Source organism: Dactylosporangium sp. CS-033363 (genome assembly GCF_050942475.1).
In the GTDB taxonomy this organism is placed as follows: Bacteria; Actinomycetota; Actinomycetes; order Mycobacteriales; family Micromonosporaceae; genus Dactylosporangium.
Genome location: NZ_CP192032.1, coordinates 367762 through 394112, shown reverse-complemented (window position 1 = coordinate 394112; position 26351 = coordinate 367762). Strand labels below are relative to the sequence as shown.

Sequence of the window (26351 nt, the reverse complement as noted above, 5' to 3'; positions counted from 1 at the left end):
CTAATGCAACATGCAGATAAACCCGGGACCGTCCGCGCGAGGACGGTCCCGGGTTCAAGTGCGCAGGTCAGCCCATGGTTTTTTGTCCGTCGATCGACTCGCGGAGGATGTCGGCGTGGCCCGAGTGCTGGGCGGTCTCGGCCACGATGTGGTGGAAGACGCGGCGGGCGGAGCGGCGGGCGCCCGGCTTGAACCACGGGGCGGGCGGCAGCTCGTGGGAGCTGTCCAGGTCGCAGGTGCGCACGAGCTCATCGGTCTGTGCGGCGATCTCGTCGTACCGCTGCAGGATCCCGGCCAGGGTCTCGCCCTCGAGCATCTTGAAGTTGTTGGCCCACTCCTCGTAGCCGCTGGGCTCCTCCGGGGGCGCGACCGCGGCCGGGCCCTCGACGATGAAGCGGGCCCAGCCGCGCTCGATCTCGCCCGTGTGCTTGATCAGGCCGCCGAGGGTCAGTTCGCTCACCGTCGGGCGCTGGCGGGCCTGGTCGTCGGTGAGGCCCTGCACGGTGTACTTGAGGAAGTGGCGCGCCGTGGTCAAGGACTCGAGCAGATCGTCGCGTTCCATCTATAGCCGTCCTTCAAAGCGGGGAAGCTGTCACCGAGAACATTAGGCCGGGATGCGGTCAGGTTCTGGCCGCTTTCGTACAACCCAGAGTGCACTTCCGTAGAGGGCCAGGCCGAGCAGGATGAACCCGATCGCGACCGCGTAGTTCCACGGCGCCGGCAGGTACGTCGCCAGGAACCACGACGCGTCGGTCTTGCCGTTGGTCACGAAGAGCAGCGCGACGATGCCCTGCGGGAAGAGCGGGATGGCGCCGAGCCCGAACCCGATCCCCGCGATGTTCTTCTGGACATTGCTCAGGTTTTCGTACCGAACGATCCTCGACGAAGCCTTCCGCCCCGTGCGCATCGTGTCGAGCAGCTCCGGGCCGTGGGTGAGCAGCCGGCGCTCGGCGAGCCGCCCGAACAGCCAGTAGCACAGCGCACCGGTGAGCAGCCCGACCGGCAGGCCGGCCCACCCGAAGTAGATCGCGACCAGCGCCGCCGGGGCGCCGGAGATCAGGACCAGGGCGAGCATCAGGTACGCGAGGCCGGTCAGCCCGCCGTCGTCTTCGCTGGTGCGCAGCGGGTTGCCGGCGCGCTTGTGCGGGTCGGTGCCCGGGACGAGCGCGTACACCGAGACCAGCGGCACCAGGCCGGCCGCGCCGCCGAGCAGGGCGGGCAGCAGGGCGAGGACCAGGGGCCACGGGCCGCCGACGAAGGCGGTGCAGATGACCGTCAGCGGTACCGCGATGGCGCCCTGCGTGGCGATCCAGGCCAACTGCCGGCCGCGCACGTCGGTGGCGCCCGGGCTGAGCATGGTGAGCCAGAGGGCGGTGCCGTCGGTCCCGTACAGGTTGGAGGCCATGCCGGCGGCCATGACAATGAAGATCGGCCCGGCGTACGGCAGCATCCCGTTCCACCCGATCACCAGCGGGCTGGCCGCGAACCACACGCCGTAGGCGAGCGCGAACGCGAGTTGGTGATTGCGAACCAGGTCGCGCGACCAGGTGCGCATCTCCTTGGCGACAACCGCACCGGCGGGGGTCGACGCGGTGATCGGGCGCCGGCCGCGCCCGGAGACCCGCGGCCGCCCGGCGCGGCGCCCGAGGAGCGCGGCCCACAACGCGAGCAGGAGCAGTACCAACGCGGCAAGGGCGGCCAGGGCCCACCATTCGCCGCGGACGGCCAGCAGCCCCCACCCCGACGGCAGGAACCACACCGCGCGCGGCGTGCCGGCGACCCCGAACGCCACCATGAACACCCAGATCTGCCCGAGCGAGCTCAGGATGACCCCGTTGACGACGCCCGCCGCGATCGCCCCGATGCGCGAACGCAACGCGATGCCGACGAGCGCGACGGACACTTTGGACAGCAGAACGAAAACCGCCAACTGCAGAAGCATCGCCGGTACCGCAATGAGCGTATTCACCACACCCAAGCGCGTCCCGGCCACAATGAGCCCCGCGAGTGCACCGAGCGTGACGAGCGGCGCGACCCCGACAAACGACGCGGCCAGCAGCCCCGCGGCGAGGCGCCGGGGCGGAAGGCCGAGCATGGCGAAGTACTCCGGGCGCAGGGTTTCGTCCCCACCACCCATGAACACCGGCCCGAGCATCCACCCGAGCATCCACACGGCGAGTCCGGCCGCGAGGAAGTCGGGACCCAGGTACCCGAGGTAGGCGGTCCCGGCCGCGAGCACCACCCCGATGACGGCCCCGGTGCCGGCGGTTTGTGCGCGCTGCCCGCGGTACGAGTGGCGCATCACCGCGAGTTTCATCTGCGCCATGGTCAGCTCGACAGCCACGACAGCTCCTTCTTCATGGCCGCGCGCTCCCCGCCGACCAGCCCGACGAACGTCTCCTCCAGCGTCTGCTCACCTCTGACCGAATCGAGCGGCCCGGCGGCGACGACCTTGCCGTCATCGACCACACCGACGTGGTCGCAGAGCTGCTCGACCAGCGCCATCACGTGGCTGGAGAGCACGATGGACCCGCCGGTGGCCACGAATCCGCGCAGGATCGTCTTGATCGTGGCGGCCGAAACCGGGTCGACGGCTTCGAACGGCTCATCGAGCACCAGCAGCCGCGGGGCGTGCAGCAATGCCGTGGCCAGGCCGATCTTCTTGCGCATGCCGGTGCTGTACTCGATGACGAGCGTGCGTTCCGCCTCGTCCAATTCGAGGACGGCGAGCAGTTCGTCGGCACGCTGCGCTACGACGTCTTTGGGCATTCCGCGCAGCAGGCCCAGGTACGTCAGCGCCTCGCGGCCGGTGAGGCGCTCGGGCATTGCGAGGCCATCAGGCAGTACACCGACGAGGGCTTTTGCTTTGGCCGGCTCCGCCCAGACGTCCTGGCCGAAGATGCGCGCCTTGCCGCCATCGGGGCGTAGGAGGCCGACTGCCATGGAGAGGGTCGTGGTCTTGCCGGCGCCGTTCTGCCCGACCAGGCCGAAGAACGAGCCGCTCGGGACTTCGAGGTCGATCGCATCGACTGCGACCTTCTCGCCGAAACGCTTGGTCAGCCCGGCGATCTCGAGCGCCGGCCCCGTCTGCTGTGACATGCATTCAAGGTAGGAGATCTTTATGACGACCGGATTGAGGCTGCTTCCCCAACCGGGGTGGAGTTATCTGCACCCCGGTTGGCTCAGTCGGGAGGGCTGAACGCGGCCAGTTCGGCGCGGGAGCCCAGGTCGAGCGTGCTGAAGATGCGGCGCAGGTGGTAGTTCACGGTGTGCGGGCTGATGCCGAGACGGTTCGCGATGTGGCGGTTCTTGAAGCCCCGCCGCACCAGCCGCGCCACCTCGCGCTGGCGGTCGCTCAACGTCGACCAGCCCGGCTTCGCGGCGGGCGCCGCGGCCGGCAGCACGGCCACGACCAGGATCTCGCGGTCCCCCGGCACGTCGGCCAGCAGGCCGCGCAGTGCCACCTCGATTGCAGCGATGTCGTACATGCCGTCCTCCCCCAGTGAATCGGACGCCGAGCGTTTAGTGGAAGTTACTGGAATATAGCGGAGCGCCGCAACAACGTTTCTGGGCGGAAGTGGGGATTGCTGGAAATTACTGGGAGGCGTACCGTCAGCACATGACCGATGACGCGGAGGAGATCGAGCGCGAGCTCGCGGCGCTCCGTGCTCAGGTCCGCCAGGCTCGCGCCGCCGGGGATCGGCCGCGCGAGCGAGCGCTTCGCGCACAGCAACGCGCGCTCGAAACGGCGTGGGAGGAGTCGCTCGAGCCAGAGCCGGCCGCGATCCCGGCGCCGCGCGAGGGCGGGTCGCTGCTGCCGCTGCGTGAGCAGGTGCATGGGGCGTTGACGCTGCTCGCCGTACCAGCGGCGCCGAAACTCATCGCGCAGGTCTACAACGCGTGCTTCGGCGGCGACATCGACAGTGCGAAGCTGACCAGCCTGCGCCGTGACGAGGAGCGTTCGTTTCGCATGAACGCGTTCGCGCGGCCGTACTACCTGTGCGCCGCGCTCAGCGTCGATCGGTTCGCGCCGGTGCGCGGGCTGCTCGCGGTGTCCACCTGGCCGCTCGAACAGCGCATCATCGGCGCGCTCAGTCCGCGGGTCGACTTCCTCAGAGCGGCGATGAGAATCGCGGAACACGTCGAACGTCTTCCCGATACCGACCGGGCCACGGCCCGCCTACTGTGGCTGTTCGCCGAGAACATTCCCGGCGCCGCGGACGGCATCGGCTCGGCCAAACCCGCGGTCGTCATCCGCGCCGCCGAGGCCGAGCTGGCGACGCACGAGCCGGTCGACGGATCGCACCGCGAGGCGGCCGCCGCCCGGGCCAGGGCCCAGCTCGACGACGCCGGCCAATTGTTCGGGGTCAATCTCAAGGCGGTCCCCAGAACCGGCACATGAGTGCCGCGCCTGGGAGCCGGCACGTTAGGACCGGGCCTGGAACCGGCACGTGAGGGCCGCGCCCGGCGCTCGAGTGTCTCGAACCGGCACGCGAGGGCCGCTCCCGGCGCTCGAATGCCTCGAAACCGGCACGTGAACCACCGCGAAGGAAGTGCCACCGTGAACAGCACCGAGGAACGGCTCGCCGACCTGCGCGGGCCGGTACCGCCGCTGCCCCACAACGCCCGCACGATCGCCGCGCTCACCACCAACCCCGGCTGCGCGCGCCGCGCCATCATGGACGCCGCCGGCGTGGACAAGCGCGCGGTCGCCTCGCGCGTCGGATTCGCGCCGCCGTACGGCCAATCGCCGTTCGCCATTACGCGCACTCGCTCGTTCGTCGCGCAGGTGAAGGCGAACGGATGCGCGGAACTGCTGCGCCTGCTGCGTGAGGTGCTCAAGCTCGACATCAAGGAAGTCGCGTACCAGGACCTCGAGGACGCCGGCGGCAACCAGAGCCAAGAGGTGCGCCACCGCCTGGCCCGCCAGGTCCTCGGAACCGCCGCCGCCCAGGTCGACGACGCCGGCACGCTGTTCGATCACCCCCTCCTCAAGCTCCCGGTCGGCGGCCGGCACGTCTTCCTCGAGCCGGACCTCATCGCCTTCCAGTACCAGGGCGTCTTCCACATCATCGAAATCAAGTCGTTCGCCGTCATCGACGACCAGGCCGACGGCGGCAAGGTGGCCGCAGCGGCCGTGCAGTCCGCGGTGTACGTCGTCGCCCTACGCCGCCTCCTCGAAGAACTCGGCCACGACCCGAACACCGTCTCCGATCGCGTCGTGCTCGTCTGCCCGAAGGATTTCTCAAATCGCGCCGTCGCCACCCGGCTCGACGTACGCCGCCAGCTCACCGTCCTCAACCGTCAACTCAAGAACATGGAACGCATCGACCAGCGCCTGTCCCACGTGGACGAGGGCGTCACGTTCGACCTGCAGCCCGACCGTGACGGCCGCCCGACCCGCGCAGTCGGCGAACTGTGCGTCGCCATCGAGCACATCCCCGCGCGCTACTCACCGGAGTGCCTGTCGACGTGCGAGATGTCGTACTTCTGCCGCAACGAGGCCCGCCGCAGCACGCACGCCCTGGGCAAATCGGTCAGCGAGGAACTCGGCAGCGTGGACACCATCGACACCGCGCTGGCACTCGCCGCGGGCGACCTCGAGCCTTCGCCAGAACAAGCAGAAGCCGCAGCCGTACTGCGTGCAGCCCTTCGCCTCCGCGAAGAGTGCCTGGCATGAGCTCCCTGACCTCGCTGGCGAGGGCCTTGGCCGTCCGTGATGAGCGCGCTCAGCCTATCGCCACGGTACGACACTTTTTCGTGAGCGAACGCCCGCTCGTCCTCATCCCGCTGGCCATGGCCGGCGAGGCCAACGCTCCCCTGGCCGCGATGGTCGGCTCCGCCCCGGACCAGCCCCGCCTGCTGATCGTCCCGCAGCCGCGCAACCGCGACCAGCGCTTCCAGTTCGCGGCTTCCCTGGGTGCCATCGTGCGGTCCTATGTGGACAGTTTCGCCCGCCGCCAGGAGGACGTGAGGGGCCGCCGGCGGTTCACGGATGCGCCGCAGTTGCTCGTACCGAATCCGGGTGGTATTGATTTTGTAAGGCTGTTCGGCCGATCGACCCGCCTGCGCCGCACGTGGGGCGAGTACGCGGTCAAGCCCGAGGTGCCGACGCTCGGCAAGTGGCTGACGTTCTTCGCTGAGCGCGCCGAGCACCCGGGTTCGTCATTGATGCTCGCGATGACGTCGGCGCTCAGCATGCATTGGGCAACCGGCCAGAGTGCGGTCGAGGACGCGAACCTGGCCGCTCTCATGGCTTGGTTCGGCGCAAAACCGTTCGAGGCGGCCTTAGAAGCCGAGGATCCGGAACGCTGGCCCCCGGCCGGCCCGGCGACGGACCCGACGTTCGACGCGGCAACGCTGGCGCCGGCGATCGAGCGGTACAGCAAGACCGACGCCGATTCGATCGCCCGCCAAATGGCCTTCGAACGCCTGGCCGTGGTACTCCGCACGCAGCTGGAACCGACCTGGCAACTGATGTGGCGGGCACTCGACCTGTTGCGCCAACTTCCGGCGGGCATGAGCGTGGTGGAACGCTGGGCCGACGACCGCGACACATTCACGAACTACGTGACCTACCTGGAGACCGGCGGTGGGCTTCCGCAGCCTCGCCGCGACTCCGCCGTGGCCGCGGCGAGCCGCCTGAGCCGCCTGGAACGCGCGCAGGCCAAGTTCGACGCCCAGCGCGCCCTCGACGATCCCCTGGTCATGGCCGAGTTCCGCCTGGCTGGCGAGGCCTTCGCGGGCACGGTTGTCGCCGCCGACCCGAACCGCCTGGACGCCTCGGGCCCGCGCCGCAAGCTCCGTCCACATGTGACAGTCCGCACCGCGGATCCGTTGCGCCTCCCCGTCGGTACCGACCTGGCGTCCCCAATCCGCCGCTCGCAGACCGCCCGCATCGTGTCCATCGAGGACTCCGACATCGTCCTGGAGCTGACCGGCGGCATGGGCAAGACCCTGACTCCCGCCCCCGGCAGCGTTCCCGATCTCGGCGAGCACGTCACGTACAGCACCGTGTCCGCGCGGTTTCAGCCGTCGAGCAACTTCCCGGCGGTCGAGGACACCCCGTGGACCCACGGCGGCCCGCCCGCACCCCACGAACCTACAGAAGAGGACGCCCTGGAGGCGTGGTCATGACCACCGACATCTTCCCGGCCGTCATGGATACTTTGGCCAAGTCCAAGGGCGTGGTCGTCGACTCCCCACCGGGCGCCGGAAAGTCGACGCTGGTCGTCCGCGCGGCGAAACACATCGCAGATACCGGCGAGCCGCTGGCCGTCGTGGCCCAGACGAACGAACAGGTGGACGACCTGATCGCCAACCTGGCCCGCTCGTCTCCGCAGCTGCCGATCGGCCGACTGTCAGCCCAGGGCTACGTGCCGGTCCCCCGCATCTCGGCCAACAACAACGTAACGGTCGACAACGCGATCGCCGGCCTAGCGGGATGCGCAGTGGTAATCGGAACAGCGGCCAAGTGGGCAACCCTGAACCAGGGCAACTGGCCGTGGGCGATCGTCGACGAGGCGTACCAGATGCGCTCTGATGCTTTGCTCCAAATCGCGGGCCGCTTCGACCGCACGCTTTTCGTCGGCGATCCGGGTCAGCTCGATCCGTTCTCCACAGTGGAAACCGAACGCTGGGCCGGGCTCTCGTGGGATCCCCAGTTGAGCGCGGTAGCAGTCTTGTTGCGCCACAATCCCGAGACACCACAATTTCGCCTACCTGTCTCGTGGCGCCTTCCTGCCACTGCCGCGCCGGTGGTGTCGGAAGCCTTCTACCCATTCACCGGCTTCGCATCCGGTACCGCACTCGCCGATCGTTCCTTGTCCTTCTCCACATCGGCATTCGGTGCGTCTCCTTTGGACAGCACGCTGCAAATGGCCGCGGACACCGGCTGGGCGTTGCACGAGCTCCCGGCCCGCCACAGCATGCGTACGGACGACGAGGTGGCCCAGGCCTGCGCCAACCTGGCCCTGCGCCTACTTGCCCGGGGCCCGATTGCCGTTTCGGAAAAGTTCCCTTCCGGCGCCCCGGTAGCGGCCGACCGAATCGCGATCGGAACGGCCCACCGAGACCAGGCGGCGGCGGTCCGCCACCATCTACCCGCCGATTCTGGCATCACGGTGGACACGGCCAATCGCCTGCAAGGCCGCGAGTACGACGTCACCATCATCTGGCATCCCCTGTCCGGCCGCCGCGACGCCACCGCCTTCCACCTGGAGGCGGGCCGCCTGTGCGTCCTGACCTCCCGCCATCGCCACGCCTGCATCGCGGTCGCGCGTGCCGGAATCACCGAACTGCTGAACGCCCACCCATCCACGGGCCGCGTCTACCTGAACGAAATCGTGAAGTTCCCCGACGGCTGGGAAGCCAACGAGGCCGTCATGTCCCACCTCGAACAACATCGCGTACCCGCGTAAAGGACCGCCCGTTGCTCACCAAACGCGACTACCTCGACCTCACGCCCGCCGCCGCCCGCGCGCAATGGGAGTCAATTCTGGCTCGCCGCCCGGTCGAGACGGGCCGGCAGGTCGACTTCGTGCCAATCGAGACGCTCCTCTGCCTGGCCGCGATGTACCTCGTCAACCATCGCAAGTTCGGCGGCAGTACCAGCCACAAGGCGCCGGAGCCCGTACCGTCGCTCGCCACCCTCTTCTGCCGCCGCAACAGCAGTGTCCTGGCGAAGATGGCGAACCTCGACGGCAGCCGGAAGAACGGCGCACGGCACGAGGTGGAGGTCGCGGCCTTCCTGCTGCCGCAACCCCACGAACTGGCCGTTCGATACGACCTGATCCTCACCGCCGCCCGCGCGGTCGGCATCGGGCCCGACCGCCTGCCGGACTTCCTGCACACCGAGGACGAAGGTTCCGACCTCTTCCTGTTTGGCCAGGAGGAACTCGTCGAGTCGGAGCTTGAGGCGGCCGTCGAGGACGAGTCGAAACGCTGGCTCGAGTCTCGCGACGACCTCGAAGCGCAGGACACCGAGCGGCTCCTGGTCGCGGCGGCCCGAGTCGGGCAGCATCGCTTCGCCCGGGACGTCCTGCACAACCATGGCCACCAGTGCGTGTTCTGCGGCTTGAGCATCATGGCGGCCGGTACTCGCGCCCGCCGCATGCTCGTCGCGAGCCACATCAAGCCCTGGCGCGACTGCACCTCCGCCGAGCGGCTCGACGTGCGCAACGGCCTCACCGCGTGCCCGACTCACGACGTCGCCTTCGACACCGGACTGATCACCGTGAACGGCGGACTGCGCATTCACGTCACCGTCGACCTCGCCCGGGTCGCCGAGAGCGATCCCGCGGCACGCGCGGCGTTCGGCCGGCCCCCGCTCGCCGAGCGCTTGCTGCTCCCCGTGGGCGCGGCACTGCCGAACGAGACGTACCTGACCTGGCACCACGAGAACATCTACCACGGCCCGGTCCCGGGCACGTTCGCCATTAGCTGAGTGAACTCGCGCGTTCGCTGGCCTACGTTCGAAGCGTGACCAGCGTCCGCGAGCTCGTCGCCCGGCTCGCCTTATGGATCGAACGGCTCATGCCCGCCGGCGACCGACGCACCGCACTGCTCGCCGCCCTCGAAACGCAGTTCGGCGCCGACGACGCTCCGGTGACGGCCGAAGCGTGCGCGGCGATCGAACGCGCCGCCTGGCCGTTCGCACGGCACATCGCGCTCATCTACGAGCCCGACGGCACCGATCCCCCCGACACCGAAGCACGTGAATGGCAACTGCCAAACGCCGCCACGGTACGCGCACGAGCCGGCTGCGTCTCGCGAGTCGAACGGCGTACGGACGGTACCGGCGTAATCCGCATCGACGGCTTGGACCCCGTCGGACTGGCGCAACCGTTCATCGACGCCGCTTTCGCGCTGCTGGCAGGATCGCAGCGAATCGTCCTCGACCTGCGCGGCAACGGCGGCGGCGAACCCGGCACCGTCGCCCTCATCGCCGGCTGGCTGCTCGGCGACGACCCCGTCCAACTGTCCGAGGTCGTCGGTTCGGCGGGCCGCCGCCAATGGTGGACACCCGCGCGACCACCCGGCACCGCACTGCGCCAGGACACGGTAGTGCTGGTCGGCCCAGGCACGTTCTCGTCGGGCGAGGCGCTCGCATACCACCTCCAACACCGCGGCCGAGTAACCGTCGCCGGCGACCGCACGCCGGGCGCGGCCGACCACGTGCTCCCGATTCGCCTGGCCCCGACCGTGATCGCGCACGTACCGCGAGCGGTCGTCATCGACACAGTCACCGGCAGCAACTGGGAGGGCACCGGCGTCATCCCCGACGAAACTATTGCGAAACATCTATGAGTTTCGCCGCGGACATGGGGATTCTGGCGCCATGCGTCTCAAACGAACGCGGCTGTACCCCGTCCTAGCGGCGCTTTCGGTGCTGCTCGGCTGGAGCGCGTACGCCGCCATCCCCGCAGCGCAGGCCGCCACCTCGCCGCTCGTGTCACTCAAGTTCCTGATGATCATCAAGCCCGTCTCGCAGGTGCCCGGGCTCTCCGCGACCCTGAACCAAGGCCAGATCGACGCCGCTCGCAACGCGTTCCTGACCACGTTCCCGCGCATGGTCGAGGACCTCACGGGCGGCCAGGTCGACATGAACACGCAGGTCGTCGTCTCGTCGCGGCCGCTCACGAGCATCGGCTACCAGGGCCTCATGGTCGAACCGTCCAACGTGCCGGACGACGTGAACCAGTACGTGCACCCGCAGGAATGGGACGGCGTGTTCATTTACAACGCCTTCCGCCCGCACGCCTACTTCTCCAGCGGCGCGCCCGGGCCGTACAACACCGGTTGGACGAGCGTGAATGCGCGCGACGACCTCGGGTACAACCAGGATGCAACCGCCGGGTGGGTGCACGAAATGCTCCACCAGCTCGGCGAGCAGTACTACTTCCAGCAGCTGCACGTCCCCGGCGAGGTCGGCGTCCACGACGGGGAGGCGAAGGGCTACAACCAGAACAGCAATGGCCTCCCGTACTGGCTGGGCTGGTACAAGGACTACCTGAACGGAACGATCCCGGGCAATCTCGGGCTGGGCGCAAAGGCATGGACGCGCGGCAACCGCCGTGGCGTGAATGACTTGCCCAGTGCGCAAATGATCGCCGGCACCGCCTCGAACCGCTGCGTGGACGTCTCCGGCGGCCGCGACGCCGACGGCACGAAGGTGCAGCTCTGGGACTGCCACGGCGGCCCGGAGGTGCGCTGGAGTTGGAACGGCAGCGCCCTCGTCAACGCCAAGACGGGCAAATGCCTGGACGTTTCCGGCGGCCGTACCGCATCGGGGACCATCGTTCAGCTGTGGACCTGCCTCGGCAACGCCGCACAGCAGTGGCAGTTCGTGAACGGCAACCTGAAGAACCCGAACTCGGGCAAGTGCCTGGACGCTTCCGGCGGCGGCACCGCAAACGGTACGCAGCTCATCATCTGGGACTGCGGCAACGCCCAGCCGAACCAGACCTGGCGATTCCAGCAGTAGCGATTCCGCACGTCAGCGTTGACGGATAGCTTCGTGATTGCGAAGCTATCTGTCATGGGCTTTCTCACCCTCGCCGAGGCGGCTGAGCGGCTTGGCGTAACGAAGCGCCAGGTCCAGTACCTCGTCGCGCAGGGGAAGCTGCACGCCGTCGCCCGCGGCGTGATCGATGACGTCTCGGTCGACCGTTTCCTGGCGACGCAGGGCGAATCGCCGGCGCGGCCGTGGTCGGAGGCGACCGCTTGGGCCGCCATCGCATTCCTCGAGGGCCAGGAGGCATCGTGGCTCGGCCAAAGCCAGCGGTGGCGGCTGCGGGCCCGGCTAAGAGAAACCGCCGCGGGTGTACTGGTTGGGCGCGCCCGAGAGCGCGCGGTCGCGTACAGATTCGCCGGCCACCCCAGCACCGCGCCACGGCTGCGCAGCGAAATCGTGGATACCGCGGCGGGTACCACCGCCCTCGGGCTCACGGACACGACCGCGGTTGACGGGTACGCCAGCCGCGATGCGATCAATGGTCTCGTCGCCCGGCACGGCCTGGTTCCCGACGACGCCGGCGCTTTCACGATCCGCGCCACCGACATGGCGATGGCCGTCGTCACCCAACTCGCCCACGCCGGTACGGTTCTCGCCGCGTTGGATCTGGCCGAGTCGCTCAATCCCCGCGAACGCCACATCGGTTTGCGCGCGCTGGACGCGGCACTGGAGCGATTCCGTGACTGAGCGGCCGACGATCGACGTTCCGACCCCGCCGGGTGGCTGGCTTCCGCCTTGGCCGAACGTCGCCGAACTCGAAGCGGTTCTGCCACACGAGAATTGGACGCTCGTCGGCGGTCTCATGACGCAGCTCCACTGCATGCTGGCGGGCCTCGACGTCGTACGTGCGACCAATGACATCGACATCGTCCTGCACGTCGAAACCACCCGTGGCGTCGCGGCGCGGGCGGCGACGGCGCTGGAGTCGCTCGGGTACACGTTGATTCCGGCGACCGATCCTCGCGTCGAGATCGCGCACCGCTTCCGCCGCGACAACGCCACTGTCGACCTGTTGACCAGCGCTCCGGACGTTGTCGACGTGCTCATCGCCGACCACGCCGCCCCGCGGGTGGTCGAGAAGCTGCGGGGCCGCTCCATGGTGCCGATCGAGGGCGGCACGCAGGCCCTGCGACGCACCGTCAATGCCCGGCTCGCCATCGAGCCGGCCGCGACCACCATGGTGAGCATTCCGGACCCATTCGGGGCCCTGATTCTCAAGGCCGCCGCATTCCAAACCGATTCACGCGATCGCGATCGGCACGCTTGGGACGCGGCCGCGCTTCTGTGCTGCCTCGAGGATCCGTACGCCGACCGTGAACGGTTCGCCGGCTCGGACCGTTCTCGGATCGATGTCCTGCGGCAGGCGTTACCGGAAGGTCACGCCGCATGGCGAGCGCTCCCCGGCGATGTCCGCGGCCGAGGTCAAGCCGCGCTCAGAATCCTGGCCGTGGCCGGCTGAGCAACTCGGAACGCGGCCCGGACTCCGCCAGGTTCGGGCCGCGTGTCATTCATCGATCGCCCATGCCGCCGAGCGCAAGGGCTCCGAACACGACGAGGAAGAAGCCGAGGATGATGAACTCCCCGGTCAGCTTCCAGGCCGAGCCCCTGGCCTCGTTGGCGAGGGCCTGGGCTCCTCCGAGGCTGCGCCAGGCACGGCGGGCGAGGGCGTACAGGTAACCGAGCCCGAAGCCGATCACCCCGCCGGCGAGGAATCCCCCCAACGTGACGTGAGTTGAATGGTCCACGGGATTCACGATCCCAGATTCGACCCCGTACGAAAAGCCACTAAAATCGGACGGTTTCCGGCTAGCCGATACGCTGTGTGTACCATTCCTGAGCGGTGAGTGCATATTGCACCTCGTCGGCGTCTTCAAACAAAAAAGTCGCGACGTGTTTGAGACCGGATTTCTCCATCACGCGCCGCGACCCGGCGTTGCCGGCTGCGGTCTCGGCGTACACGCGCTCCACGGCTACCGCCTCGAAGCCGCGGTCGATCAGCGCCCGGCACGCCTCGGTCGCGTAGCCCTTGCCCCACGCCTCGCGCCGGAGCCGGTACCCGATCTCGATGCCCGTCCGGTCGACCGGCGCGGGCGGGTCGAACGGGCGGTGCGGGCGGAAGAACACCCAGCCCAGGAACGTGCCGCCGGCCTCGACCGCCCAGTACCCGAGATCGTCACCCTGCTCGTAGTACGCGAGGATGCGCGGCAGCCCTGGTCGCGGAGCTGCTCCTGCGGCGTGGGGTGGCCGCCGTTGAGGTACCGCATGACCTCGGGATCGCTGTCCAGCTCGACCAGGTTGTCAAGGTCGTCCGAGGTCAGCCGGCGCAGAACCAGCCGCTCGGTCTCCAGGTGCACGCGCATCAGAGCAGTGTGCCCTGGACCGGGAACGTCAGGCGCGCGGTGGTGATGCTCTCCAGGATCTGCTCCTCGTTCAGCTCGCGCTCCATAACCCGCGCGTAGTTGCGGCCGCGGTTGTGGGTGTTGCGCATCCGTACGACGTTCGGGAAGCGGCCGACCGCGCGCATGTCGCCCAAGCCCGACAGGAAGATGAGCTGAATCCCGTTCGCCGCGGCCACGCGCCGTTGCAGATCCAGGAACGCCACGTAGTTCGCGGTCCCCAACGGATTGTCCATCGGCAGGACCCCCAGCCCCGGCACGTCGCCCCCGCGGTTCGCGGCGCGCAGGCGAGCAAGCATGCAGAACAGCAACAGGCTGATCGTGACCTTCTCGCCGCCGCTCCACTTGCTCATCAGCTCGACCGGCTGCCGGTCGTCGGTCAGCTCCGTCGACGGCTTCAACACGCGCGCCACGAAATTGCCGCGCCCCACCACCGCGGCGATCGCCTCCCAGGCCAGCGTCAAACCGTCCGGGATCGGGTCCTTGCCGGCCACCAGTTTGTCGACCAGCCGCTCCACCCGACTGCGCAACGTCGCGTCGCTGGTGTCCACACTCGACCGCGGGCCCACGTCGAGAAAGCGGCGGTTGCGCAAATGGTCGGCCAGCCCCGGCGGAAGCTGCGCATGATGTTGCGCGCGCTGCAGCGTTTTCAAGCCTTCTCGTACCTCTGCACACAAAGCCGTCACCACAAGGTGCTTGTCCTTCTCTACGGCGTCAAGCTCACCGGCCAGCCCATGGCGATAGGTCGTGAGCTGAGAACCAAGCAACTCCGTGGCCGCGAAGTCCAGCCGCCCATCGCGGAATCGATCGCGTACCTCAGGGCTCACCGCCGCAAAGCGCTCCTCCGCCGCCCACCGGTCAATCCGGTGCGCCTCGGAGTTGAGGCGATTGCGAGCCGCGGTCACGGCCCGATCCGCCGTCTGCAACGCCCGGCGAGCGGCCCGCGCCGATTCCCGCGCGGCGTCGACATCGCCAGCGAATGCCGCCGCTTCCACAAGCTCGGCGTCCTCGGTCAGGTCGGTTACGAGCTGTTGGAAATCGTCGGCGCGACGGCGGGCAGCCGAAGATTCCGCCTCGGCCGCGGCCGCACGTTCACGGGCCGATTGCTCCGCCGAGCGCGATTCGTCGAGGCGGTGCTGAGCGGAGTCGGCCAAGCGAGTGGCATCGGCCGAAGTCGAAACCTCTGCCGCGTCGGAGAACTGTACAAACGAGCACCCGTCGAGTACCCGGCGCGCGTTCGCGAGTGCCGCGCCCGCCAACGTGGCGTCGCGCTGGGCGTCCAAATAGGAGCGTTCGGCGTTGCCCACTGCTCGCCGTACCGTCGAAGGATCAGCGTCATCCAAAAGACCCTGCGCGGTCGAGCGCTCCGCCGCCGCAAACTGCGCGATTTCCTCATCCAGGGCCGCGAGCCGGCTCGTAATCTCCGCGATCGTCGCCTCCAGCGCGGACCCCGAGGTCTGGCGCAAATAGGCGTCGTTCGCAGCCTGATAAGCGTTCGTAGCCTCAGTCAGATTGGGCAGCGACGAAACCGCCAGCGGGGACGCGATCCGCTGCAGCTCCTCGCACCGAACCCGGTACTCGCCAGCCGTCGCAACCAATCGATCGGCCTCAGCGGCATTGCGCGTGGCAACCTCCGCGGACAAGCGCTCGTCGGAAGAGGATGAACGAAGCTCGTCATGCAACTCAGCGCGCACCGCCGGCAATGAAGCCAACTCGATACGCATCCGCGCGGCATCCGGCGCGCGACGGTCCAAATCGGACAACACCGCAATGCGAATCGTCAACCGACGCCGACGCTCGGCCAGGTCGCGCCGCGTGTGCTCCAGCAACGCCGCGCGCTCGTCGAGCTCCAGCCGCGTCTCCTGCAGCTCACCCAGCCGCGTCTCGAACGCCAGCAAGTCAGCCGCGAGCCGATCGTGCCGCGCGTCCAGGTGCTCGCGATGCCCCGCCGGACACCGCACGCCCAGGTCGAGCAGCTGACCGCGCAGTCGCATGTCGCGATCGCGCGATTCGAGCAACTCGTGCACGCGCTGGTTGCGCACGTCGCGCCCGCGGTTGCGCCGGTCGGTTTCAGAAGCCGCAGTTGTACGGTCATACATCGCCGAAGCCGGCGCCAGCACGAACCCGACAGGCTTGGCCGCCTCAGAATCCACAATAGACTGCAGGTCGCCGGTCGTCGCAACTTGTATCGCCGACGTCGGATACAAGTCGGCGGACGACAACACCGCACGCGCCCGGTCCAGATCCGCCGGATCCCGCACGAGCAGCCCACCGACGAGATGCGGAGCGTCAGCGATCGCGGCCGACCAAGCGGCCGGCGGTACCGAATCCGCGAGATGATGCCACCCAGTCGTGGCCGCAATCCGTTCAGCCGCAAGCACATCCGCCGCCCGGGCCAGGTCGAGCGCGGCCGGCAGCAGCCCCCGCGCGGACGCGAGCGCCTGCACCGCCCGATCGTCCTCGGCGTCGGCCACGGCCAGCTGAATGCGATGCCGATCGGCGGTGATGACGGCCTCGGTCAGCAGGTCCACAAGGGACCGCTGCGACGCGATAGGATCGACGCAGTCTCGCTCGGCAAGGGCCGTCAACCGCGGATCGGTGGACAGCGCCTCAATCTCGACGAGCAGCGGGCCACGCTCGGCGTCGAGAGCGGCCTTGTCGCGCGCCAGTTCGGTGAGCGCAGCCTGCGCCTCAGCGCGATCCCGCTCGTACGCCGCGCGATCAGCATCCAACCGCGCATGCTCAGCCGGCAGCTCATGCTCGATCCGCCGAGCGGCCTCAGCCTCGTCCAACTGCGCACGCGAGAGCGCGCGATCGAGCTCCAACCCGTCAAGATGCTCGGCCGCCGCAGCGAGGTCGCGGTCGAACACGGCCAGCTGCTCCGAGATGGTGCGCTGCTGCGCATCGAGACTGCCAAGCCGGCCACGCAGCCCATCGGCCAACGCGCGGGCGGCGGCCTGCCGCTCACGAGCGACCAAAGCCTCGTCGGCCACGGTCGCAGCCCGCGCATCCAACTCGTCCGCCGCGTTGCGCAGCACCGCCAGCAGCACCGCCGCAGCGTCCGCGCGGTCGCGGCGCAACGGAGCAGCGCCCGCCTCCGCCTGCTCCTGACTGCGCCGCGCCACCTCAAGGCGTTGCGCCTGCTCGACGTGGCGAATGAGCGTCGGCACCAACTGCCACGCCCGGTGCGCATGCCGCCGCTCACCGACCAGCGCATCGGCCGCAAGCGCCACCGCTTCGGCGTCCGAGTGCGCAAGATCCGCAGCGCGCCATTGGTAATGCCGTACCTCGTCGGACAAAATCGCGGACGAGGCAGTTGCACGCAGTACCGACGAATGGGCCTCTTCGGCGTCTGCCTCAAAGCCCTCGGCGGCAGTCGCGGCTGACCGGACGGCAGCACTCAACGCCCCCGCGAGCCCGGCCGCATCCAGACGCGCCGCCCGCGCCGCCAGCTCGGCGTCGGCCAGCCCGTCCCGGGCCGCGGCCAAGTCCGTGAGCAGCGCCGCAGCCTCATCACAGAACGCGACCTCGGCGCGCAACCGCGGCTGGCGAGCGAGCCGGTCCCGCGTCGTACGCAGGATGCCGGCCACCTTCCCCGCCGACGTGGGTTCCGTGACCAGGGTTAGCAGGTACTGCACAAAATCGTCAGCGGTCCGGAACTTGAAGTGATGCTCGATCCCGCCCTCAGACGCGTTGATCTTCAAGATCGCGGTAAACAGCCCAGGGTCAAGGCCGCGGTCCTGCAACGCCTGCGACCAGCGCTCCTGCTTCGTGGTGACGACCGGTTCGGTCTCGTGCGGCAGCCCCTCGACCGCCTTCGCGAAATCCTTGAGCTCGGCCGACGCATACGGCAGCTGCTCGAGCTCGACCCCGCCCGCCGGCGTGAACGCGTACCAGGTCTGACGCAGCCGCTCGTGCGAAGCGTTCGGGTCCGAAGGTTGCGCGCGGTCCGCCCACTCGTAGACGCCGCCGGTGACTAACCGCTGGCCAACCGGGTCGACCCACTCGACCACGACGTGCGCGGTATCGGACCCGAGGATCGCGTCCTCGAGGTGGCGCCCCGTCGTCGCGGTCGCGAGGAAGTCGCGCCGATCGGGCCTGATGAGCGCACACAGCAGCGCGATGAGCGTCGACTTCCCGCCGCCGTTGCGCATCCACAGGATTGTGTCCAACGGCGTACCGTCGCGGCTCGTCAAATCCAGCCACACGTCGCGAAATCGGGCCGCCGGCGAGCCGATCCGGTCAAGGTAGATACGCCGGATCCGCCAGAGCTTCGCGGGTGCCGCCATCAGTGCTTCACCGACCGCATCGCCTCGAGGGCCTCGCCACCCGCCACATCAGCCACCAGCAAACGGAAGCGGTCGGTGAGCTGGAACGTAGTCGGTCCGAGCTGCGGCACGATCCGCGCGGCGCCGCGCTCGACGAGCCAGCCGAGCACCTCGGCCACCGCGAATTGCGTACAACCCTTGGCCGGCCCGGGCTGGCGGTCCTTGGGCCGGAACGCGGCCGTGCGTCGATAGATTTCGGCGGCCGCGCGGGCCTGACCGTCCACTGTGTCCTCGTCGCCGGAGATCGTACGGACCCGATCGATCGTGTCGCGGATGAACTTGTCGAGCGCGGCCACCTCGACCGTCTTGACCTCGGCGCTGTCGAGGTCGACCTCCTGCGGGAACGCGTAGGCGGCCACACCCAGCACGACCAGCCCCGCGATGAGCTTCTCCTCGGCCGACATACCCGTGCTGCGCAGGTCACCCATGCGCACCGCGAACACGCTGCCGGGGTACGTGCTGAGCACGAGCCCGGTCCGCGCCGGCGCGCCGAGCACGACCAGCCCGAGCCCGCTCGCGAGCGTGTCGACGGTGTCACGGAACAGGGTCTGGCTGCGGTACCGCTCCAGCAGCTTGCCGTACGGGTTCGCGTCGGTCGGGCGGGCCCCCGTGCGCAGCCCCAGCGCGACCAGTTCCGCCGCGGCCCGGACGTCCTCGATCGGTACGGTCACGCTTCCTGTTCCTCCTGGTCGTACATCACGTACAGTTCGTCACCCCACGCCATCGGGTGATCGAGGTTCGTGCCGGTTCGTTCGGTGTGTATCGGCGCTTTCTGGTCCTCGCCGGGCTCGACGGCGTCGGGTGCGTACGCCCACAGCGCCGATAACAGCACTAGCTCCGCCGTCTGGTCGTTTTCGGCGTCGTGTAGTAGGTCGGAGAGCAAGACCGGCTGCCGCTCCGCGCGCTGCAGAATCCGCGTCACCTCGGCCACGACGGCCGGCGGATAGGCCTGGAGCTCGACACCCTCGGTCTCCCCGGGCTCCTCGGCCTCATCCTCATCAATTCCAGCGAGCCGCGGCGGCGCCAGCAGCATGTCGACGAGGCTGTCGAGCTGGAGCAGCCGCGGCAGCTGCAATCCGACTACCCGATCGCCGAACACCTCGACCACATTTGTCGCGGCCTGCTGAGGCAGTTGCAGCACCGGATGGAGCAATTCCCGCTCAACATGCAGAAGCCGCAGGTGTACCCGCCGTGCCCACACCTGCTGCAGCTGTGCCTCGATGAAGATCGTCCGAGCGTCGCTGACCCGTTCAGCCAGGTCAAGGTGCACCTGCCGGATGCGCCGCAGGGTGTCCACGAGGTCGCCGGAGGCTCTTCGCACCTCAGCATCCGTCTCAAAATCGATGCCCGCCGCGACGTGATTGAGTACATCCGCGTCGGCCGCGATGCGCGCCTCGACATGCTCTCGCGCCCGCTGCAGCCTGTGCGGCACATCGTTCACCCAATCGACTGAACGCACGTCTCGGCGCGTAGCATCGAGGATGTCGGCCAACGATGCCGACATGGCTACCGAGACCCGTTCGGCCTGCATTGCAGTACGACCGGCGGCTTCGAAACGACGATCCCGCAACTGCCGCTGGAGCACGACGGAGAACGCCGCCTCCGCGTCGTCCACGTCCAGGTCGAGCCCGTTGAGGTACAACATGACGGCCTGCGGGGAAGCGAGCACCACGGCGCCGTCGGGGCTGTCCTGCAGCTGGAGCAGCTTGAACGCGTACTCCTCGCTGTTGTCGAAGGTGTACACGAACGCGCGCTGGTTGTCCGCGTCGTTGAGCAGCCCCTTGACCACCCACCGCGCCGCGTCCTCGTGCTCGCTCATCGCCGCCGGCCGCATCTGCGCGGCCAGTTCGGCAATGGACTCGATGAGCTCGGCAAGCGTGAGCGAACGCGCAAACCCGAGCGACGCAACGGCCAGGTCGATCGCCGCGAGGGCGAGTTGCCGCAGGTCGTAGGCCTCGTGAATGTCCGCGTGCACCGCATTGCGCACGAGCCGCGCGACCGGGTCCGTGAGGATGAGCGCCCGCCAGCGAGCACGCATCGACGCATGGCCAACCGGCGAGGTGACGAAGAGCTCCGTCACCCGGGACCCTCCCTCACCTCGCCGAATACGTTGACCGTCCTACCGTAGCAACCACTTTCGCCAGATCTGGAGCAGCGAAACGAGGTACGACGTGCGGCCGAACCGCGTCGACCACTGATGCTGCACACATGTGCTGTCCGCACCGAACACGAGCGTGTCCGCGCGGGCCGACGCGCCGGCGGCGCCTTTGCCCAGGTCAAGGCCGTACGCGAGGACGGTGGCGTCCGGGTAGGCGGCGACGATCGCCGACCACGCCGTCGGGAAGCTCTGCGTGGCGCCATTGGGCACGTTCGCGAGTGAGCGTGTGCTCCACCACTTCGCGTCGCCCTTGCGCAGCGCGTCCCAGTTCTGCCACTTGTTCGGCGTAATGGTCTGCCCATCCTGGTAGGGCTCGTAGACCAGGGTCGTGAAATCGCCCGCGTTGAGCGTGCCGCCATTGATGTCGATCGGCAGCTGATACGACCACACCGCGACACCGCTTGGATTCAGCTGGTACGTCCGGTAGGCCAGCTTGCCGATCCGGTTCAGCTTCACGGAGCGGCGCGGCTCCTCGAGGTACAAGGCCTTCGCATTGGCGTCCGGAAGCGTCGCCTCGATGCCCTCTTTGGTCACCTTGAGGGCCGCGGTGGAATTCGGATTGGTACTGCTGGGCGCCTCACCGTTGGAGGTGGTGAGGTACCCCTGGGTATTGCCGTGCCGGACCGTGCTGCAGGACGCGACCCGCGGCAGCTTGAACAGCTCGCCGACGGTCCGCTCTTCCGCATTGGCGGCGGTGCCGAGCACGAGCAGCATGCCCACGCCGGCCGCCGCCGCCAAGCGGAAACCCTGACGAAGTCTCATCGCACTTCCTCCATGACCGTGTCGAGAAACCGGTTCATAAAGGACGAACGACTGGCTTCGCCACGCGGCGCGGAAACTCCTTCCATCGAGGGAGCTTCCGCGCCGCGGTGTTTAGAAGAGCTTCTTCGCGGATCCGAGCCGCATGAAGACCGTCTCGCCAGTGGCGTCGGCCAGGCCGTCGTTGTCCGTGATGGCGTAGACCTGGCCATCGGCGCCGATGGTCAGACCTTCGAGCTTCTCCTGCGTCCACCCGTTGTCGGCGCGCATGTACGGCAGCACGTCGACGGCCAGGTGCTTCTGCAGAACCGGGAACGCGTCGGTGTCGGGGAGCTTGACCGTGTACACCCGCTTGATTTTCGCGTTCGGCCCGTTGAGCTTGTCGCGCTCGATGACCGCGAGCGTGTTGTCGTTCACGGCGACGATTTCCGACAGCCCGATCCAGTCACCGGCGGTCGTGGTGGTTTCGAGCTGGTACCCGTACCAACGCCAGGTCTTGTTCGTGAGGTCGTAACGGCCGATCCGGGCGACGCCCTTCGGGTCGGTGCTGAGCTCGCGCTGCAATGCGACGTAGAGGTATTTGCCCGAGCCGGTAACGCCCTCGATGCCCCACTTCGACAGCCCCGCGGCAACGTCGGCCGGCAGCGCGACGGTTTCGACGGTCTTGCCCTTCTCGTCGAGCCGGACAAGCTTGTTCTCGGGCCCGGTCGCACCCTCGACGCCCAGCCAGAATCCGCCCTGGGGACGAGCGTAAATGCCTTCCGCGTCGTACCCCACGGGGGCGCCGGCCGCGTCCGTGACCGTCAGCTCGGTGGTAATTTCCGCCGGCTTGCGCCCGGTGTCAATCGTAAGAATCCGCGTCGGCGTGTAGGCGGCATCGGTCACCGTGTACAGCTTGTTCGGCTTGCCGGGAACGGCGGACAGCGCACCGAGCGCACCCCAGCCGATCGTGTCGCGGCTGACGATGCTCGGGAAGCCCGGCTCGTTTTTGCCGAGCTCGAAGAGGCTCACACTCGAGCGGACGTTCACCGCCGCCTCATCGACCTCGCTCGACACGGCGAGCATGTCGCGGCCCGGAATCGGCAGCAGCCCCTCGGGACCGTTCGTGGTCGGCAGGATTTGCTTGAACACCGGCTTCGCGGGGTTGTCGATGTCGTACACCGCGACGAAGTTGCTGCGCTCCGACCCGACGAACGCGTACCGCTTGCCGTGGAACGTGCCGATCGCCAGGCCCTCAGGCTCGGTGCCCTTCTTGCCGGCCCGGTCCTCGTTGTGCAGCCCGTAGGTGACCGCGAGCCGCTCGAACGTGTTCCCGGCGTCCCAGACGACCCGACCGGTGTACGTGTCGAACACCGTCCAGCCGCGCGTTCCGCCCTTCCAGTCGCCCTCGTTCGCGGTGGCGACATAACGGTCGTCGACCCACGCGATCGAGTCGGGCTCCCGCGGTACGTCGGTGATCTGGCCGGTCAGGTCGATTTTGCCGTCGTCTTTGGTGTCGATGCCCTTGACGGTGGCCGTACCGGCGGAGAACGCCTTTTCGATGCGACCTGTGCGCAGGTCGATGACGACGATCCCGTTGTTCTCCTGCAACGTGAGGACGAGCTTGTCTTTCTCGTTGATGGAGACGTACTCGGGCTCGGCGTCCTCAGGAGCGGTGATGCCCTTGAGCTTGTCGGCGGGGAGCGCCACCTTGCGCAGCGACCACCGCGTCGGGTTGTCCGACGGGAAGTCGACGATCTGCACGAAGCCGCTGGGCGCCTGCGGGAGGTCGCCGTCGTTCACGTCCTCGTCGCGCTGGTTCTCGATGGCGATCGCGGCGTACCGCTTGTCCTTACCCTTGCTCAGCGCGATCGAGTCGGGCTGGCCGCCCAAGTCGATGGTGCGCACGATCGAGCGGTCCTTGATGCGGATCACATGCAGTACACCGGAAGGGCTTGTGAAGCTGGTGCTCGTGTCGACAACAACGAGCGCGTAGTCGCCGCGGACGGTCACCGAGGTCGGCTCGCCGTTCATGGCCAAGGTGCCGAGACCTTTGGGCTGCTTCTCGTTGCGGATGTCGAGGAACCCGATCCGCTTGGCGAGGGCATCGGTGTAGATGAGCGTCTTGCCGTCATCGGTAACCGCGGAAATCTCGGCCGCGGTCTCCTTGGCGGCATCCTCACCAACGGGCCGGTTCTGGTAGACGGGGTAGGTCGCCTGACGGTCCCAGAAGAGGTTGCGATCGAAATGCGCACTGGCGGCCGTGGCGGGCAGCAGCCCGGCCGAGGTGACCGCAAGGGTCACGAGCGCAGCAGAAATCTTGCGATGAGCCATGCAGCATGACACTGGCAGGCAACCACGACGAACACCGGTCGCGTCAGTGAACGCCCGGTGAGTCGCCTGTGAACCGCTACGAGGCTTCTCTCCAGATACTGCAGCAACTGGCATCGCGGCACGCGAGCGGTCCGTTCTCCGTGGCAGAACGGCGGATCGGTGACAAACGATAGGATCGTGTGCGTTTCGTGCCGGTCCGGAGACCAGGTCTGGGCCGTTGGTGCTGTGGTTTTGGACGGATACAGCCACACTTGGTCGTCCGGCGTGGCGGCCGGCGCCGTCGGCTTGACGCCGGCCATCGGCGTGGCCACCCAGCGCGGAGCCATGGTCACAAGCACCGCCAGCCTCCTCGCCCCGCCTCCACTCCCACCGCTCAGGACGGGCTGGTACCTCTGGATCGCTGTACTGACGGCGTATTGCCTGTGTTGGGCCGGGCTCGGCATCACCATGTGGCCGCACGATCCGCCGCTGGAGAACGAGGTCCTCAGGTTGTCAGCGATCGTCGTCCCGGCTGTATTCGCTAGCCCGGGCCTCATTGCGCTCGCACTTGTCATCGTCGCCCTGATCCGACGTCAAAGGAAGGACCACGTCTGGCGTCGGGTAGTGCCCTACTTTGCGCAACTTCACGATCGGGCTTGGTACTGCCGACGGTGCGCGGGCGTCTTCTTCCTCCCCGACACCGTGCCTGATCACGTACCCACCGATGTCCTCATCCCGATCGTCAACTTTCGGGACACCGTCTGGCTGCACGGGCGCCGGCAGCGGGAGCTCGACAAGCAGCCGCGGAGAAACGTAGACCCAGCAAGCTGACCTCAACCGTCCACGCCGACGCTGATCGCCGACGAACGCATGTAGGCCTTCAACTCGGCGTTATGGCCGTTCGTGAGGATCGCGCGGCGCTACGAGACATCCAGGTCGACCTTCGGTGCCGGCCACCATCGCGTGAATCAGCCGCCCGGCCGGGTGGCGTGCCTTCGGACCTTCGATTCCGTGGCCGGCAGGACGACAACGATGGGTTGCATGAGGAAGGCACTCGTCCAACTGCTGGCTGTTGCGTTGTTGGCTTCGGCGGGCGGATGTAGTGCCACCCCGGCGCCTGACCCGTCGGCTCCCAGCCCTTCTCCCAGCTCAGCCGGGCCAACAGCACGCCTCGGGGCGCCATTCCGGAATGGCAGCTTCGAGGTCACCATCACTCGGTTGGCCAAGGATGTGCATGAATTGCCGCTGGACGAGACAGCCGTGTCGGGCGGGTTGAAGCCGTACCAGCCGAAGAACGGCCTCTTCGTCCTGGCTTATGTCACCGCGCGCAACGTGGGCAACCAACCGGCGACGATGAGCGTCACGGACGCGATGCTGACCGACTCCAACGGGAAGAGCTTTCGGTGCACCGGCCCGTACCTCGGCGGGGTTGTTGGCCAGGAGTTGGGTGAGGAGCAGCAGCCCGACACCGCTCGGTCCGGCTTCATCGTGTTCGACGTGCCGCCCTCAATCGGCGAGCCAACGACACTGACGGTCCAGTCCGATGCCTACATGGACACCACGAACCCGGTCACGGTCGTCGACGTCAGTGCTTCCTAGCGCAGCGCTTGGTCAAGCCATTACTGGAGCACAACTCACCGGAGGAAGGTTCTCTACGGCGTAAGTGCCTTGCCGTAGACGTGACGCGAGCCCACGATCACGCAGGATCCCAACGGCGGCGTTGTAGGCCACCTAGATAGGTCCCAGGTGGCCTACAACCAGCCCCGGTCTTCGCTAATTGTTGGTCAAGGCTGCGTGCCGATGAGTTGATCTTTCGTAGGTGGCCCGGCCGGGTGTGGGCCGGATGGAGTGCCGGGTTCAGGTGGCTGGCTGGGGCAGTGCGACGGACGGGTGAATGCGGTGGTGAGGTCGGTTGGCCAGGGCCAGGTTGCGACGATCCGGAGGCGGGTTTGTCGTGCGGTGCGGGTGATCCGGGCGGCGGTGTGCAGGAGGCGGTAGCGCAGTTTCTTGGGTTCGGCGGTGGCGAGTTCGCCGTCCAGGAGCAGCATCTGGGTCCAGGCGAGGAGATCGATGCCAGTGAGGGCGAGGTGCAGCCAGGCCTGGTTGATGGCGAAGGTCATCACCGGGACGGGGACCGACCGAAGCCGGTGGCTTTGCCGCAGCGGATGCAGTCTTCGACCCGGGCGTGGGCGCGGTGGCGGGCTTCGAGGTATTGGATCGGGCCGTTGGTGGGGACCGGGTGGGGTGTCGGTTGCCATGACCTGGTGGCGCATGCCCTCGATGGTGTCGAACAGGGACAGCTGGGCACCGGGGTGCGGCCGTTCGCGACGGACGATGAACCGGGTCCCGGACGGGTAGCCGTTGTCGGGGACGAGGTCGGTGAGTTCGCAGACCTCGGCGTTGTCGCGGGGTTCGCCGTCGGCGTCCACGGCCGGGACCCAGTCGCCGGGCCGGCGTTCGGCGGTGAGGATGGCCTGGCGGAGCGTCTCGGTGATCGCGGCCCCGACCGAGAACCGGCTGTCCAGGCCGAGCTCGCGTAGGCCGCGGATGTGGGCGAGGAGGCCGAAGGTGCAGCCGACGGAGTCGGACCGGATCAGGATCGGGACGCCATGCCGGTGCGGGTCGGGGATCTGCGTGAGCGCCGCATCGAGGACAGTGATGTGGTCGGCGATGGTGTTCGATCCGGCCCGGCCTTCGCGTCGCAGCCCGGCGAGGGCTTCGCGGGTGTTGTCCAGGAAACACAGCAACGGGTGGTATCCGAAAAGTGGACTTCCACGTCGGCGTCGCCGCCTCCCTCTCGGAGTGACACAGCACGATCGTGGCGTCCAGATCGAGGACCAGACCGGGCACCGCAACACCTGCCGCCATCGACCGCGGCAGCGCGCCGCGGTCTCGATCCGTTG

At 68.1% G+C, this 26351-nt stretch carries 22 protein-coding genes and 1 pseudogene; 10 read left to right on the top strand and 13 right to left on the bottom strand.

Going from position 1 to position 26351, the window contains the following annotated elements; translation table 11 throughout:
* Positions 1-67 precede the first annotated feature (67 nt).
* The 4 genes from ACQPZ4_RS01865 to ACQPZ4_RS01850 form a co-directional block, all read right to left on the bottom strand.
* Positions 68-562, bottom strand: a complete 495-nt coding sequence (locus ACQPZ4_RS01865) for a DinB family protein (protein WP_433055135.1) — start codon at positions 560-562, stop codon at positions 68-70.
* 42 nt (positions 563-604) lie between these two features.
* Entirely contained in the window at positions 605-2344 is a 1740-nt protein-coding gene (locus tag ACQPZ4_RS01860; protein ID WP_433055132.1) for a hypothetical protein, read from the bottom strand.
* Positions 2329-3099 (bottom strand): ABC transporter ATP-binding protein, encoded by a 771-nt coding sequence (locus ACQPZ4_RS01855; protein WP_433055129.1) that lies wholly within the window; start codon positions 3097-3099, stop codon positions 2329-2331. Before ACQPZ4_RS01855 ends, ACQPZ4_RS01860 begins: the two co-directional genes overlap by 16 nt.
* 83 nt (positions 3100-3182) lie before the next feature.
* Positions 3183-3488 carry a helix-turn-helix domain-containing protein gene (locus tag ACQPZ4_RS01850; RefSeq protein ID WP_433055126.1) on the bottom strand — a complete coding sequence of 102 codons (306 nt, stop codon included), beginning with the start codon at positions 3486-3488 and terminating at the stop codon, positions 3183-3185.
* 131 nt (positions 3489-3619) lie between these two features.
* Between ACQPZ4_RS01850 and ACQPZ4_RS01845 the strand changes: the two genes are divergently transcribed.
* The 9 genes from ACQPZ4_RS01845 (at position 3620) to ACQPZ4_RS01805 (ending at position 12974) form a co-directional block, all read left to right on the top strand.
* Entirely contained in the window at positions 3620-4402 is a 783-nt protein-coding gene (locus tag ACQPZ4_RS01845; protein ID WP_433055123.1) for a hypothetical protein, read from the top strand.
* A gap of 159 nt (positions 4403-4561) precedes the next feature.
* Complete coding sequence (locus ACQPZ4_RS01840; protein ID WP_433055120.1) at positions 4562-5680, top strand: hypothetical protein; 1119 nt, start codon at positions 4562-4564, stop codon at positions 5678-5680.
* Positions 5677-7137: a hypothetical protein gene (locus tag ACQPZ4_RS01835; RefSeq protein ID WP_433055117.1), complete on the top strand. Its 1461-nt coding sequence runs from the start codon at positions 5677-5679 to the stop codon at positions 7135-7137. The genes ACQPZ4_RS01840 and ACQPZ4_RS01835 overlap by 4 nt, the downstream gene beginning before the upstream one ends.
* Positions 7134-8420, top strand: a complete 1287-nt coding sequence (locus ACQPZ4_RS01830; RefSeq protein WP_433055114.1) for an AAA family ATPase — start codon at positions 7134-7136, stop codon at positions 8418-8420. Before ACQPZ4_RS01835 ends, ACQPZ4_RS01830 begins: the two co-directional genes overlap by 4 nt.
* A gap of 11 nt (positions 8421-8431) precedes the next feature.
* Positions 8432-9445, top strand: coding sequence for an HNH endonuclease (locus tag ACQPZ4_RS01825; protein WP_433055111.1), 1014 nt, complete (start codon positions 8432-8434; stop codon positions 9443-9445).
* A gap of 35 nt (positions 9446-9480) precedes the next feature.
* Positions 9481-10308: a S41 family peptidase gene (locus ACQPZ4_RS01820; RefSeq protein WP_433055108.1), complete on the top strand. Its 828-nt coding sequence runs from the start codon at positions 9481-9483 to the stop codon at positions 10306-10308.
* Positions 10309-10339: 31 nt separating this feature from the next.
* Complete coding sequence (locus tag ACQPZ4_RS01815) at positions 10340-11485, top strand: RICIN domain-containing protein (protein WP_433055105.1); 1146 nt, start codon at positions 10340-10342, stop codon at positions 11483-11485.
* Positions 11486-11539: 54 nt separating this feature from the next.
* Positions 11540-12202, top strand: a complete 663-nt coding sequence (locus ACQPZ4_RS01810) for a helix-turn-helix domain-containing protein (RefSeq protein WP_433055102.1) — start codon at positions 11540-11542, stop codon at positions 12200-12202.
* The gene (locus ACQPZ4_RS01805) at positions 12195-12974 is read left to right on the top strand and encodes a hypothetical protein (RefSeq protein WP_433055099.1); all 780 of its coding nucleotides are present in this window, start codon (positions 12195-12197) and stop codon (positions 12972-12974) included. Before ACQPZ4_RS01810 ends, ACQPZ4_RS01805 begins: the two co-directional genes overlap by 8 nt.
* Positions 12975-13023: 49 nt before the next feature.
* On the opposite strand, the gene ACQPZ4_RS01800 is transcribed toward ACQPZ4_RS01805, so the two are convergent.
* The 8 genes and pseudogenes from ACQPZ4_RS01800 to ACQPZ4_RS01765 form a co-directional block, all read right to left on the bottom strand.
* On the bottom strand, positions 13024-13260 hold the full coding sequence (locus ACQPZ4_RS01800) for a hypothetical protein (RefSeq protein ID WP_433055096.1): 237 nt from the start codon (positions 13258-13260) through the stop codon (positions 13024-13026).
* A gap of 61 nt (positions 13261-13321) precedes the next feature.
* Positions 13322-13648: a GNAT family N-acetyltransferase gene (locus tag ACQPZ4_RS01795; protein ID WP_433066157.1), complete on the bottom strand. Its 327-nt coding sequence runs from the start codon at positions 13646-13648 to the stop codon at positions 13322-13324.
* A 134-nt stretch (positions 13649-13782) separates the two neighbouring features.
* Positions 13783-13875: pseudogene (locus ACQPZ4_RS01790) on the bottom strand (GNAT family N-acetyltransferase); the annotation flags it as partial.
* On the bottom strand, positions 13875-18200 hold the full coding sequence (locus ACQPZ4_RS01785) for a hypothetical protein (protein ID WP_433055093.1): 4326 nt from the start codon (positions 18198-18200) through the stop codon (positions 13875-13877). The gene ACQPZ4_RS01785 and the pseudogene ACQPZ4_RS01790, both read right to left, overlap by 1 nt.
* Positions 18200-18910, bottom strand: coding sequence for a hypothetical protein (locus tag ACQPZ4_RS01780; RefSeq protein WP_433055090.1), 711 nt, complete (start codon positions 18908-18910; stop codon positions 18200-18202). The genes ACQPZ4_RS01785 and ACQPZ4_RS01780 overlap by 1 nt, the downstream gene beginning before the upstream one ends.
* Complete coding sequence (locus tag ACQPZ4_RS01775) at positions 18907-20319, bottom strand: hypothetical protein (protein WP_433055087.1); 1413 nt, start codon at positions 20317-20319, stop codon at positions 18907-18909. The genes ACQPZ4_RS01780 and ACQPZ4_RS01775 overlap by 4 nt, the downstream gene beginning before the upstream one ends.
* A gap of 39 nt (positions 20320-20358) precedes the next feature.
* Positions 20359-21159: a hypothetical protein gene (locus ACQPZ4_RS01770; RefSeq protein WP_433055084.1), complete on the bottom strand. Its 801-nt coding sequence runs from the start codon at positions 21157-21159 to the stop codon at positions 20359-20361.
* A 111-nt stretch (positions 21160-21270) separates the two neighbouring features.
* Positions 21271-23583 carry an esterase-like activity of phytase family protein gene (locus ACQPZ4_RS01765; protein ID WP_433055081.1) on the bottom strand — a complete coding sequence of 771 codons (2313 nt, stop codon included), beginning with the start codon at positions 23581-23583 and terminating at the stop codon, positions 21271-21273.
* 1083 nt (positions 23584-24666) lie between these two features.
* Between ACQPZ4_RS01765 and ACQPZ4_RS01760 the strand changes: the two genes are divergently transcribed.
* Positions 24667-25047 carry a DUF4352 domain-containing protein gene (locus ACQPZ4_RS01760; RefSeq protein ID WP_433055078.1) on the top strand — a complete coding sequence of 127 codons (381 nt, stop codon included), beginning with the start codon at positions 24667-24669 and terminating at the stop codon, positions 25045-25047.
* 185 nt (positions 25048-25232) lie between these two features.
* Here ACQPZ4_RS01760 and ACQPZ4_RS01755 read toward each other — a convergent pair whose 3' ends face one another.
* Positions 25233-26195 (bottom strand): transposase, encoded by a 963-nt coding sequence (locus tag ACQPZ4_RS01755; protein ID WP_433055075.1) that lies wholly within the window; start codon positions 26193-26195, stop codon positions 25233-25235.
* Between the last annotated feature and the right edge of the window lie 156 nt (positions 26196-26351).

Excerpts from the sequence above, each read along its gene's own strand:
- ACQPZ4_RS01865 (WP_433055135.1), bottom strand. The coding sequence starts at position 562 with ATGGAACGCGACGATCTGCTCGAGTCCTTGACCACGGCGCGCCACTTC.
- ACQPZ4_RS01855 (WP_433055129.1), bottom strand. The coding sequence starts at position 3,099 with ATGTCACAGCAGACGGGGCCGGCGCTCGAGATCGCCGGGCTGACCAAG.
- ACQPZ4_RS01850 (WP_433055126.1), bottom strand. The coding sequence starts at position 3,488 with ATGTACGACATCGCTGCAATCGAGGTGGCACTGCGCGGCCTGCTGGCC.
- ACQPZ4_RS01845 (WP_433055123.1), top strand. The coding sequence starts at position 3,620 with ATGACCGATGACGCGGAGGAGATCGAGCGCGAGCTCGCGGCGCTCCGT.
- ACQPZ4_RS01835 (WP_433055117.1), top strand. The coding sequence starts at position 5,677 with ATGAGCTCCCTGACCTCGCTGGCGAGGGCCTTGGCCGTCCGTGATGAG.
- ACQPZ4_RS01830 (WP_433055114.1), top strand. The coding sequence starts at position 7,134 with ATGACCACCGACATCTTCCCGGCCGTCATGGATACTTTGGCCAAGTCC.
- ACQPZ4_RS01815 (WP_433055105.1), top strand. The coding sequence starts at position 10,340 with ATGCGTCTCAAACGAACGCGGCTGTACCCCGTCCTAGCGGCGCTTTCG.
- ACQPZ4_RS01810 (WP_433055102.1), top strand. The coding sequence starts at position 11,540 with ATGGGCTTTCTCACCCTCGCCGAGGCGGCTGAGCGGCTTGGCGTAACG.
- ACQPZ4_RS01785 (WP_433055093.1), bottom strand. The coding sequence starts at position 18,200 with ATGGCGGCACCCGCGAAGCTCTGGCGGATCCGGCGTATCTACCTTGAC.
- ACQPZ4_RS01770 (WP_433055084.1), bottom strand. The coding sequence starts at position 21,159 with ATGAGACTTCGTCAGGGTTTCCGCTTGGCGGCGGCGGCCGGCGTGGGC.
- ACQPZ4_RS01765 (WP_433055081.1), bottom strand. The coding sequence starts at position 23,583 with ATGCCAGTTGCTGCAGTATCTGGAGAGAAGCCTCGTAGCGGTTCACAG.